A 12,415-nucleotide genomic window follows, 5' to 3' on the forward strand; every position below is an offset into this window, starting at 1 on the left:
TATCCGGCCTACGGGATCGAACGGTCTTGTAGGCCGGATAAGATGCGCAAGCATCGCCATCCGGCAATGGCACGATGCCGTACATTATCGAAGCAGGAGAAATGTCATGAGTAAACTACTGGATCGCTTTCGCTACTTTAAGCAGAAAGGCGAGACCTTTGCCAACGGTCACGGTCAGGTGTACAACACCAACCGCGACTGGGAAGATAGCTACCGTCAGCGCTGGCAGTTCGACAAGATTGTCCGCTCAACGCACGGTGTGAACTGTACGGGCTCATGCAGTTGGAAGATTTACGTTAAGAACGGGCTGGTCACCTGGGAAACCCAACAAACCGACTACCCGCGCACCCGCCCTGACCTGCCCAATCACGAACCCCGAGGCTGTCCGCGCGGCGCAAGCTACTCCTGGTATCTTTACAGCGCTAACCGCCTGAAGTATCCGCTGGCGCGCAAGCGGCTGATCGAGCTATGGCGCGAGGCGCTGGCTCAGCATCCGGATCCGGTGATGGCCTGGGACAGCATCATGCAGGACCCGGTCAAAACCCTCAGCTACAAACAGGTGCGCGGTAAAGGGGGTTTTATCCGCTCCAGCTGGAAAGAACTGAACCAGCTGATTGCCGCCGCCAACGTCTGGACGATTAAAAACTACGGCCCGGACCGCGTCGCTGGCTTCTCGCCGATCCCGGCGATGTCGATGGTCTCTTACGCCGCCGGTACCCGTTACTTGTCGCTGCTTGGCGGCACCTGCCTGAGCTTCTACGACTGGTACTGCGACCTTCCCCCCGCATCGCCGATGACCTGGGGCGAGCAGACCGACGTCCCCGAATCCGCCGACTGGTACAACTCCAGCTACATTATCGCCTGGGGCTCCAACGTCCCGCAGACCCGCACCCCTGATGCCCATTTCTTTACCGAGGTGCGCTACAAAGGCACGAAAACCATCGCCATTACCCCGGACTATTCGGAAGTCGCCAAGCTTTGCGATCAGTGGCTGGCCCCGAAACAGGGAACCGATAGCGCGCTGGCAATGGCGATGGGTCACGTGATCCTTAAAGCGTTTCATCTTGATAACCCCAGCGATTACTTCCTCAACTATTGTCGCACCTATACCGATATGCCGATGCTGGTGATGCTCGACCCGCGCGAAGATGGTAGCTACGTGCCGGGGCGTATGGTACGGGCTTCCGATCTGGTTGACGGGCTGGGCGAAAGCAACAATCCGGAATGGAAAACCGTGGCGTATAACAGCGCAGGCGAGCTGGTCGCGCCTAACGGTTCAATTGGCTTCCGCTGGGGTGAAAAAGGCAAATGGAACCTTGAGCAGCGGGCTGCCGGGCAAGAGACCGAATTAACGTTGTCGCTACTGGACAGCCGCGATAGCGTCGTTTCGGTTGGTTTCCCCTACTTCGGCGGCAACGAAAATCCGCACTTTCGTAGCGTCAAACAAGATCCCGTGACGATTCATCAGCTCCCGGTCAAACAGCTGCCGCTGGCCAATGGCGACACCGGTCTGGTAGTGAGCGTGTATGACCTGATCCTCGCCAACTACGGGCTCGATCGCGGTTTAGAGGACGCCAACGCGGCGCAAGATTTCGGCGAGGTGAAAGCCTATACCCCGGCGTGGGCCGAGCAGATCACCGGCGTACCGCGTCAGCATATCGAGCAGATCGCCCGCGAGTTTGCCGATACCGCGCATAAAACCCACGGTCGCTCGATGATTATCCTCGGAGCTGGTGTCAACCACTGGTATCACATGGATATGAACTACCGCGGGATGATCAATATGCTGGTGTTCTGCGGCTGCGTCGGTCAGAGCGGCGGCGGCTGGTCGCACTACGTCGGTCAGGAGAAGCTACGCCCGCAAACCGGCTGGTTGCCGCTGGCGTTCGCCCTCGACTGGAACCGCCCGCCGCGCCAGATGAACAGCACCTCCTATTTCTACAATCACGCCTGCCAGTGGCGCTATGAAAAGCTGACCGCCCAGGAATTGTTATCGCCGCTGGCGGACGCCAGCAAATTTAGCGGTCATTTAATCGACTTCAACGTCCGCGCCGAGCGCATGGGCTGGCTACCCTCTGCGCCGCAGCTGGGCATCAACCCGCTCACCATCAAACAGCAGGCCGCCGCTGCAGGTCTTTCCCCAGCCGACTTTACCGCTCAGGCGCTAAAGTCCGGCGATATTCGCTTTGCCTGCGAGCAGCCGGATAACGGCAAGAACCACCCGCGCAACCTGTTTATCTGGCGCTCTAACCTGCTGGGTTCTTCCGGCAAGGGCCACGAGTATATGCTCAAATATCTGCTGGGTACCGACAGCGGGATTCAGGGCGATGAGCTGGGCGCGACCGATGACGTGAAGCCCGAAGAGGTGGAGTGGCAAACCGCCGCTATCGAGGGCAAGCTCGACCTGCTGGTGACCCTTGATTTCCGCATGTCCAGCACCTGCCTGTTCTCCGATATCGTCCTGCCGACCGCCACCTGGTACGAAAAAGACGATATGAACACCTCGGATATGCATCCGTTTATCCACCCGCTCTCCGCCGCCGTCGACCCGGCGTGGGAGGCGAAAAGCGACTGGGAAATCTATAAGGATATCGCCAAAACCTTCTCGGAAGTCTGCGTTGGTCATCTCGACAAAGAGACCGATGTGGTGCTGGTACCGCTACAGCATGATTCCCCGGCGGAGCTGTCGCAACCCTTTGACGTACTCGACTGGCGCAAGGGCGAATGCGATTTAATCCCCGGTAAAACCGCCCCGTCGATTGCCGTCGTTGAACGTGACTATCCAGCCACTTACGAGCGTTTCACCTCTCTCGGCCCGCTGCTCGACAAGCTGGGCAACGGCGGCAAAGGTATTTCGTGGAACACCCAGAGCGAGGTCGATTTCCTCGGCAAGCTTAACTACGTCAAGCTTGATGGCCCGGCGAAAGGCCGTCCGCGCATTGATAGCGCCATTGACGCCTCGGAAGTGATCCTCGCCCTCGCCCCGGAAACCAACGGTCAGGTGGCGGTAAAAGCCTGGCAGGCGCTCGGCGAATTTACCGGACGTGAACATATGCATCTGGCGCTGAATAAAGAGGATGAGAAAATCCGCTTTCGCGATATTCAGGCCCAGCCGCGCAAGATTATCTCCAGCCCGACCTGGTCAGGCCTCGAGAGCGAGCATGTTTCATATAACGCCAGCTACACCAACGTCCACGAACTGATCCCCTGGCGTACGCTGTCCGGTCGCCAACAGCTGTATCAGGATCACCCCTGGATGCGCGCCTTTGGTGAAAGCCTGGTGGCATATCGTCCGCCGATTGACACCCGCAGCGTCAGCCACATGAAGGAGATCCCCCCTAACGGATTCCCGGAAAAAGCGCTTAACTTCCTGACGCCGCACCAGAAATGGGGCATCCACTCCACCTACAGTGAAAACCTGCTGATGCTGACCCTGTCGCGCGGCGGGCCGATTGTATGGATTAGCGAAACCGACGCCAAAGAGCTGGGCATTGAGGATAACGACTGGATTGAAGCCTTTAACGCCAACGGCGCGCTCACCGCTCGCGCGGTGGTCAGCCAGCGCGTACCGCCGGGCATGACCATGATGTACCACGCACAGGAACGCCTGATGAATATTCCAGGTTCGGAAGTCACCGGTCGGCGCGGCGGGATCCATAACTCGGTCACCCGCGTGTGTCCGAAACCGACGCATATGATCGGCGGCTATGCCCAACTGGCCTACGGTTTTAACTACTACGGCACCGTCGGCTCAAACCGCGATGAGTTCATCATGATCCGCAAAATGAAAAATATTGACTGGCTGGATGACGAAGGTCGCGATCAGGTTCAGGAGGCGAAAAAATGAAAATACGCTCACAGGTCGGCATGGTGCTTAATCTCGACAAATGCATTGGTTGCCACACCTGCTCGGTCACCTGTAAAAACGTCTGGAGCAGCCGTGAAGGGATGGAATACGCATGGTTTAACAACGTGGAAACCAAGCCAGGCATCGGCTATCCGAAAAACTGGGAAGATCAGGAGGCGTGGCAAGGCGGCTGGGTTCGCAGCATTACCGGCAAGCTCACTCCGCGCCTCGGTAACCGTGTCGGCGTACTGTCTAAAATCTTTGCCAACCCGCTGATTCCGGGCATTGACGACTATTACGAACCGTTCACCTACGACTATCAACATCTGCACAATGCGGCTGAAGGTAAACATCTGCCCACCGCCCGCCCGCGTTCGCTGATCAGTGGCCAGCGTATGAACAAGATTGAATGGGGCCCGAACTGGGAAGAGCTGCTCGGAGGCGAGTTTGAAAAGCGTGCCCACGACCAGAACTTTACCGCAATGCAAAAGGAGATGTACGGTCAGTTCGAAAACACCTTCATGATGTATCTGCCGCGCCTGTGCGAACACTGTCTCAACCCAAGCTGTGTCGCCACCTGCCCGAGCGGCGCCATCTACAAGCGTGAAGAAGACGGTATCGTACTGATCGACCAGGACAAATGCCGCGGCTGGCGACTGTGCATCAGCGGCTGTCCGTACAAAAAAATCTACTTTAACTGGAAGAGCGGCAAGTCGGAGAAATGCATCTTCTGCTACCCGCGTATCGAATCCGGACAACCGACGGTCTGCTCCGAAACCTGCGTCGGGCGCATCCGCTACCTCGGGGTGCTGCTGTATGACGCGGACCGCATCGAAGAAGCAGCCAGCACCGAACATGAAACCGATCTCTACGAACGCCAGTGCGACGTGTTTCTCGATCCGCACGACCCGGCGGTGATCGAAGAGGCGTTGAAACAAGGTATTCCGCATAACGTGATTGACGCAGCGCAGAAATCCCCGGTCTACAAGCTGGCGATGGACTGGAAGCTGGCCCTGCCGCTGCATCCGGAATACCGCACCCTGCCGATGGTCTGGTACGTCCCGCCGCTGTCACCGATTCAGTCGGTGGCCGATGCGGGCGGCCTGCCGAGCAACGGCAATATTCTCCCGGCGGTGGAAAGCCTGCGCATTCCGGTGCAATACCTTGCCAACCTGCTCAGTGCGGGCGATACCGGCCCGGTGCTGCGTGCCCTGAAACGCATGATGGCGATGCGCCACTACAAACGCTCCCAGACAGTGGAAGGCGTCACCGATACCCGCGCCATCGAAGAAGTCGGCCTAAGCGTGGAACAGGTGGAGGACATGTACCGCTATCTGGCGATTGCCAACTACGAAGACCGCTTTGTGATCCCAACCAGCCACCGCGAAATGGCGGAAGACGCTTTCCCGGAGAAAAACGGCTGCGGCTTCACCTTCGGCGATGGCTGCCACGGGTCAGATACCAAGTTCAACCTCTTCAACAGTCGACGCATCGACGCCATTGACATCGGTGGCGTGCGCAAACACGGGGAGGGAGAATAATGCAGATCCTCAAAGTCATCGGCCTGCTGCTGGAGTATCCGGACGAGGTGCTGTGGGAGAACCGTGAGGAGGCGCTGGCGCTGGTTAACGCCGATGCTCCGGCGCTGCTGCCTTTCGTCGAACCGCTGCTGGCGGCGAAGCTGCTCGACCGACAGGCCGAATGGTGTGAGGTATTCGAGCGCGGGCGTGCTACTTCGCTGCTGCTGTTCGAACACGTCCACGCCGAATCCCGCGATCGCGGTCAGGCGATGGTTGATTTAATGGGCCAGTATGAACAGGCCGGTTTGCAGCTAAACAGCCGCGAACTGCCGGACCACCTGCCGCTCTATCTGGAGTACCTGAGCATCTTACCGGAGAACGAAGCCCGCGAAGGGTTACAGAACGTCGCGCCGATTCTGGCCCTGCTCGGCGGGCGGCTAAAGCAAAGGGAGTGCGAATACTATCAGCTGTTTGATACGTTGCTGTCGATCGCCGATAGCAAACTAAACAGTGACAGTGTCACTAAACAGGTATCGGGGGAAAAACGCGACGATACCCGCCAGGCGCTGGATGCGGTGTGGGAGGAGGAACAGGTGAAGTTTATCGAAGATAACGCCACCGCCTGCGACAGCTCCCCAATGCAGTCTTATCAACGACGCTTTAGCCAGGACGTGGCACCACAGTATGTCGACGTCCGTGCCGGAGGCCCGAAATGATACAGTACCTTAACGTCTTCTTTTACGATATTTACCCCTATCTCTGCGGCACGGTGTTTCTCATCGGCAGCTGGCTGCGCTACGACTACGGTCAGTACACCTGGCGCGCCTCGTCAAGCCAGATGCTGGATAAGCGCGGGATGGTGCTTTGGTCGAACCTGTTCCATATCGGCATTCTCGGGATCTTCTTCGGCCATTTCTTCGGCATGTTGACGCCCCACTGGGTCTATTCCTGGTTCCTGCCAATGTCGCAAAAGCAGCTAATGGCGATGATTCTGGGCGGGGTTTGCGGTGTGCTGACATTGGTCGGCGGCATCGGCCTGCTGGTGCGTCGTCTGACCAACCCGCGCATTCGCGCGACCTCCACCACGGCGGATATTCTGATTCTGAGCATTCTGCTGATTCAGTGCGCGCTCGGCCTGACAACGATTCCGTTCTCCGCGCAGCACCCGGACGGCAGCGAGATGCTAAAACTGGTGGACTGGGCGCAGGCGGTGGTGACTTTCCACGGCGGCGCATCGGCGCATCTTGACGGCGTGGCGTGGATTTATCGCGTTCATCTGGTGCTGGGGATGACCATCTTCCTGCTGTTCCCGTTCACTCGTCTGGTACACGTCTGGAGCGCGCCGGTGGAGTATTTCACCCGCCGCTATCAGGTGGTACGTTCACGGCGTTGAGCAAATAAAACCAACCATCCCAGGCGCGGATACCTCTCCCGGAGGCGGTGCTACGCATCTGTCCGGGCTACCGAGCCGCTGACGGCGGTGAACCTGTAGCCCGACAAAGCGCAGCGCCGCCGGGGGCTTTTCCCTGAGATCGCTGCGAATTCCTTATCCAGCATACTGCTCCTGTACGCTGATTATTTCCCCGCCTCCGGATGCGTATCAAACGCCGCCATTACCGCCGCCAGCTCCGCTTCGCTAAAGCCATATTTCGCATCGTCAACGCCGAGGCCGAAACGTGTTTGCAACGCTTCGTACAGCGCCGGAACGTCCGGTAAGTCCAGCTTTTCGACCACATGGTTTTTATCCCAATGGGTAAAGTGGAAATTGGTTAACGTCATTTTGCCGCCGTCCGGTAAATGGCGACACATCAGCAGATGATGACGAAAGTGCGACTGCGGCCAGTGCGCCGACCAGAAATTGCCCATCACATAGTCAGAAGCGTACTGGCGACCCAAATCAAAATGGTACATCGACTGCCAGTGACCGTGATGACTGAACTGCAGCACCCATTCATCCCCTTCATAAATCAAGCGATACTCACCGTGCGGGGTGGTTTGTTCAACATCCGCCAGCAGCTTAATCGGCGCGGTCAGGGTCTGACCGCCGAAGCCGACATCGGCAATCCAGCGTTCGCCTTCCACCTCCACCAGCAGCAACCGATGAGTGCGCGGCGGCATATGCGGCGGATTGGCAAGCACCACGCGCCCGAGAAGGCTGCGCACGTTAAAGCCCATCTCGCGCAGCGCTCTCTCCAACAGACCATTTTGTTCAAAGCAGTAACCGCCTCGGCGACCATGAATCAGCTTATCTTCCAGCGTCCGATCGTCGAGGTGCATCTCCCGGGGCAACAGCACATCGAGGTTCTCAAACGGGATCGCGCCGTTATGGTGGATATGCAGTTCGCGCAAGGTGTTAATCGATACTTCAGGGGTTCCCGTCCAGCCCAGACGAGAAAAATAGGCGCTTAAAAATGGACTCATCAATGCCTCCAGCAATCGGTGTCCGACATTTATAGCCTGTTTTTTCTGCCTGACCAGCTATTTTGTGCGATCGCCTTTATTCGCGCGTGCCCCGCTGCATCAACGCCAATGCGCTGAGCATTAAAGCCAGGCCAGTAAATAGCGTCAGGGAAGCCATTGCCATCCCCTGTCCTACCGAGCCCTGCTCAAACTGACGCCAGATAAACACCGCTACGGTTTGCGTCCCTGCAGGAGCCAGCAGCAGCGAGGTCACCAGTTCACGGGAGGCAACGGCAAACACCATCAGCATCGCCGCCAGCAGCGCCGGAAACACCAGCGGCAGAACAATCAAACGCAGCGCCTGCAATGGCGTAGCACCATGCACCCGCGCCGCCGGTTCAAGGTTATTTCCGAGTTGGCGTAGCGCGCTGCCGACATAGCGCACCGGCCACGGCAGCAGCAAACAACAATAAGAAAGCAGTAGCATAAACCAGGTGTTATAGGGAGAAACCGGCCAGAACGGTTGATTCCACAGCAGAATCAGCCCAACGCCGACCACCACGCCCGGCAGCGCTGCTGGCATCAGCGATAACGCATCAACAATCGCACTCCCCTTGATTTTCTGCACCAATACCAGCCAGGCGGCCAGCATGCCGACGAGGCCGACGATCAATGCCGAAGCCAGCGCCAGCGAAAGGCTGGTCCCCAGCGCCGACAGCGCATCGCCCTGCTGGGCAAACAGCGCATCGAAATGCCTGAAGGTAAAATTGTCAGCATGAATGCCGCCTGACAGCGTCCCCATCAGGCTGGTTAGCACCATCGACGCCCCCGGTAATAACACCGCCAGTCCGCCGATACCCGCCATAAACAGCACCGCCGGAAGCGTCATCCAGCCCAAATCCGCCCCGCTGTTCTCTCCCGGCTTGCCGGTGACGCTGGTCACTTCCTTATCGCCAATCAGCCGCTTTTGCAGCCACCAGGCCAGCAGCGCTACCGCAATCAGCAGCAATGACAGCAGCGACGCACCCGGCAGGTCGATAGGCCAGTCGGCGAGCTTTTTCTCTATCCCGACGGTGAGCATCACCAGCCCTGCCCGCGAACCGAGGGCCGCCGGAACGCCGTACTCTTCAATGGCGAGGGTAAACGCCAGCAGCATCCCCGCCGCCAGCGCCGGAGAAAGCATCGGCAACGTGATATGCCAGAACGCCCGCCAGGCGCTGGCCCCGTGCACCCGCGCCACTATCGCCAGCCGCTGACCGCTCGCCAGCAGGCTGCGCGAGACCGCAAAATAGACCACCGGAAAGATGTTGAGGGTCATCACCAGCACGATCCCGCTGCGGCTGAACAGCAGATCGTTCAGATCCCAGCCGGTCAGTTGTTGCAGATAGCCGTTGCTTTGCAGCACCAGCATCCATGACAGCGCAGCGATATAGGGCGGCGTAAGAAAGGGGATCAGAAACAATAAATCCCACAGGCGGGGTAACGGTAAATTAAACAATCCGCGCAGCACGCCCAGCGGCAGACCGATAATCACGCTCATCAGCGCCACGCCGCAGGCTACCCACAGGGTGCCGCCAAGCATCGTCGTCAGCTGCGGGTCGGCAATCAGCGTCGATACGCCGCTAAACGCGCCGTCCAGCGAACCGGCGCTAAACTGGGGAAAAATAGCTTGAAGCACAATAAAGAAGAGCGGCAACGCCACCAGCACCAGCAGCGCCGTTAGCGTTCCCGTCGAAATAAGTTTCTGTTTCACGGTATTTTCCTGGAAACAATCCACAACTTCACAGCCGTCTGCGATCCGGTAGCCCGGACAGGCGCGCCAGCGCCGCCTCCGGGAGATGCACCGGGCCTGATGCCTCAGCGTTGCATCTTCCCGGTGGCGCTACGCTGACCAGGCTACTTTTTGCCCGAGCACGCTTTCGCCACCCGGGGAAATCGGTTTATTGCGCAAAAAGCGAATTAAAACGTGAGAGGACCGCGCTACGTTCACTGTTGCCATCGCTGGTGGTCGGCAGAATTTTCAGCTCATTGAGCAACGGACGTTTCGCCTGAACATCGCTACGGGCGGGCATCAGCCAGGCATCGGCGACCAGCGTCTGACCTTCCGGCGACAGGACATAGTCAACAAAGGCTTTGGCATCGTCAGCATGCTGGCTGGTTTTGAGGATCATCATTGGACGCGGCGCGATAACCGTACCGCTGGCCGGGAAAATCACCTTCAGCGATTCGCCCTGATGAATATTGCCGTAAGAGACATAATCCACCGCGCCGAACACCGCGGCTTTCGCCCCCTGCATAACAGGCGTTACCGCCTGGGCATTTGGCCCGCTGACCACCATGCCGTTCTTCTTCAGGTCGTCAAACAGCGACCAGGCTTTATCGCCCATGCCATTCTGTAACCCGATCAGCAAATCCAGCGATGCGCCGGAGAGCGCCGGGTCCGGCGTGGTGACTTTATCTTTGAACGCGGCTTCGGTCAGATCGCGCCACTCTTTCGGCTCCGGGGTGCCGCTTTTGGTGTTCCAGACGATCCCCAGCGCTGAAATGCCCTGAGCGACGTAATCAGCGGATTTCAGATTCGCCGGAACCTTATCGGCATTAGCGCTCTGATACGGCAGTAGCCAGCCACGGTTATGCAAATCCTCCGCCGTGTCCCAGGATGCGGAGATCAGCACGTCAGCCTGTGGATTCGCCTGTTCGGCTTCCAGACGCGCCATCACCTTGCCGGTGGTGGCCTGGAAAATATTCACCTTAACCCCGGTTTTCTTCTCATAGCCGCTGGCGAGACTTTTCGCCAGAGAGCCCGGACCGGCGGTGTATACGGTCAGCGCGTGGGCGCTGGATATCATGGTAGCGGACAACATAATCGCGAGCGCAACTCCTTTCTTAACGGTCATAACGGTTTTCATGCAGATTCCCCTGAGGATGAAGTAACGGCGCGGACGGCGGCAATGCTGCCCGCAGATAAATGAACAATCTTGTCAGCCAGCAGTTCTGCTTCGCGACGGTCATGGGTGACGTAGACGGCGGTGATGCCTAACTGGCGCAGCAGGCGGCTCATTTCGACGCACAACGACTCGCGCAGTTCGCTGTCGAGATTGGAGAGCGGTTCGTCGAACAGCAGCACGCGGGGTTCAGCGACGATAGCGCGGGCCAGGGCGACGCGCTGCTGCTGGCCGCCGGAAAGCCCCGACGGTTTACGCTCGGCGAAGCCGTTGAGACCAACCAGCGCCAGTGCCTCCATAACCCGCTTTTGCCGTTCGCGGCGCGCTACACCGCGCATACGCAGCGGAAAAGCTACGTTCTGCGCAGCCGTCATATGCGGCCACAGAGCGTAATCCTGGAAGACCATGCCAAGATCGCGCTGCTCCGGGGGCATTCCCCAGCCGGTTTTCGCCACCAGCCGATCGCCGAAGTGAATGTTGCCGCTGGCGGGAACTGTTAATCCTGCCAGCAGGCGCAGCAGCGTACTTTTGCCGCAGCCAGAAGGCCCCAGCAGCGCAACGATGCTGCCCGCATCGATATGCAGACTGATCTGATTAAGAACGGTGTTGGCACCGAAGGCGAAGGAAACGCCGTCGAGTTTAATGCTGGTAAGCGCGCGCATTATCGCCCTCCCCATTGGGAAAGCGATGCTCTACCCGCGGTCAACATCCGCCGGGCCGCGCTCACCTGAGATAAATTCAGGGGAGCTACCATATTGTTATCCTCTTTGGGACTTTTACCCGTCATTCTTCAAGTTGCATGTGCGTTGGCCGCATTCGTTCACCCCAGTCACTTACCAAAGTAAGCTCCAGGGGATTCGCTCACTTGCCGCCTGCCTGCAACTCGAATTATTTAGGGTATCGTGCCGCCGACTATAGGGAGCCTGTATGACGTATTGATTACATTTTCATTGCGGATTAACGTGTGATCTGGCATCAGACCCATTTACCAAGGAACGCATATGAGCCGTTTTCGCCACGTGGAACTCCAGTACGCCAGTCGCCTGCTTAATCATGGCCCGACCATTCTGATAACCAGCTATGACACCCAGTCTCAACGCCGTAACGTCATGGCCGCCGCGTGGTCGATGCCGGTGGAGTTCGCACCACCGAGGCTGGCTATCGTGGTGGATAAAAGCGCCTGGACGCGGGAAATTATTGAGCGCAACGGTACCTTCGGCATCGTCGTCCCCGGCGTGGAGGCCGCAAGCTGGACCTACGCAGTCGGTAGCATCAGCGGGCGCGATGAGGATAAATTTAACGCTTACGGCATTCCGGTAGTGCAAGGCCCGGAGCTGGGATTACCGCTGATCGAAGAGAAATGTCTGGCGTGGATGGAGTGCCGCCTGCTGCCGCCAACCGCAGCCCAGGAGCAGTACGATACCCTGTTTGGCGAGGTGGTTTCCGCGGCTGCCGATGAGCGCGCGTTCGTCACCGGTCGCTGGCAGTTCGACGACGATAAGATCAATACCCTACATCATCTCGGCACTGGCAATTTTGTCGCCAGCGGTCGCCACGTACAGGCTAATACCCCGGAAGAGTAAACCTTGCCGACCCGCAGATTGTTGAGATCGTTAGCCCGGACAGATGCGCAGCATCACCTCCGGGTTAATTCGGCAACACCCTGCGGTCTTCTTCCCGGGGGCGGCGCAAGCGCCTTGCCC

9 protein-coding genes are annotated in these 12,415 nt (G+C 58.4%); 5 read left to right on the plus strand and 4 right to left on the minus strand.

The window, feature by feature from the left end; all coding sequences use genetic code 11:
* The first annotated feature begins 106 nt into the window (after positions 1 to 106).
* Genes QVF11_RS25760 through narI form a run of 4 tightly spaced genes read left to right on the plus strand, consistent with a single transcriptional unit; the run spans position 107 to position 6,760 of the window.
* A complete protein-coding gene (locus tag QVF11_RS25760; RefSeq protein WP_287860400.1) occupies positions 107 to 3,847 on the plus strand; it encodes a nitrate reductase subunit alpha in 3,741 nt (1,246 codons plus the stop codon).
* Positions 3,844 to 5,388 carry a nitrate reductase subunit beta gene (narH, locus tag QVF11_RS25765; protein ID WP_142513847.1) on the plus strand — a complete coding sequence of 515 codons (1,545 nt, stop codon included), beginning with the start codon at positions 3,844 to 3,846 and terminating at the stop codon, positions 5,386 to 5,388. The genes QVF11_RS25760 and narH overlap by 4 nt, the downstream gene beginning before the upstream one ends.
* Entirely contained in the window at positions 5,388 to 6,083 is a 696-nt protein-coding gene (gene narW / locus QVF11_RS25770; RefSeq protein WP_287860401.1) for a nitrate reductase molybdenum cofactor assembly chaperone, read from the plus strand. The genes narH and narW overlap by 1 nt, the downstream gene beginning before the upstream one ends.
* Positions 6,080 to 6,760 (plus strand): respiratory nitrate reductase subunit gamma, encoded by a 681-nt coding sequence (narI, locus tag QVF11_RS25775; protein ID WP_112214235.1) that lies wholly within the window; start codon positions 6,080 to 6,082, stop codon positions 6,758 to 6,760. The genes narW and narI overlap by 4 nt, the downstream gene beginning before the upstream one ends.
* A 182-nt stretch (positions 6,761 to 6,942) precedes the next feature.
* Here narI and nhoA read toward each other — a convergent pair whose 3' ends face one another.
* The 4 genes from nhoA to QVF11_RS25795 form a co-directional block, all read right to left on the minus strand.
* A complete protein-coding gene (gene nhoA, locus QVF11_RS25780) occupies positions 6,943 to 7,788 on the minus strand; it encodes an N-hydroxyarylamine O-acetyltransferase (RefSeq protein WP_287860402.1) in 846 nt (281 codons plus the stop codon).
* Positions 7,789 to 7,864: 76 nt separating this feature from the next.
* A complete protein-coding gene (locus QVF11_RS25785; RefSeq protein WP_287860403.1) occupies positions 7,865 to 9,520 on the minus strand; it encodes an ABC transporter permease in 1,656 nt (551 codons plus the stop codon).
* A 187-nt stretch (positions 9,521 to 9,707) separates the two neighbouring features.
* The gene (locus QVF11_RS25790; protein ID WP_287860404.1) at positions 9,708 to 10,676 is read right to left on the minus strand and encodes an ABC transporter substrate-binding protein; all 969 of its coding nucleotides are present in this window, start codon (positions 10,674 to 10,676) and stop codon (positions 9,708 to 9,710) included.
* On the minus strand, positions 10,673 to 11,377 hold the full coding sequence (locus QVF11_RS25795; RefSeq protein WP_167492874.1) for an ABC transporter ATP-binding protein: 705 nt from the start codon (positions 11,375 to 11,377) through the stop codon (positions 10,673 to 10,675). Before QVF11_RS25795 ends, QVF11_RS25790 begins: the two co-directional genes overlap by 4 nt.
* A 336-nt stretch (positions 11,378 to 11,713) precedes the next feature.
* Between QVF11_RS25795 and QVF11_RS25800 the strand changes: the two genes are divergently transcribed.
* Complete coding sequence (locus QVF11_RS25800) at positions 11,714 to 12,295, plus strand: flavin reductase family protein (RefSeq protein WP_287860405.1); 582 nt, start codon at positions 11,714 to 11,716, stop codon at positions 12,293 to 12,295.
* Positions 12,296 to 12,415 lie beyond the last annotated feature (120 nt).

Origin of the sequence: Klebsiella sp., from assembly GCF_027492335.1 — a bacterium.
Lineage (GTDB): Bacteria > Pseudomonadota > Gammaproteobacteria > Enterobacterales > Enterobacteriaceae > Klebsiella > Klebsiella huaxiensis.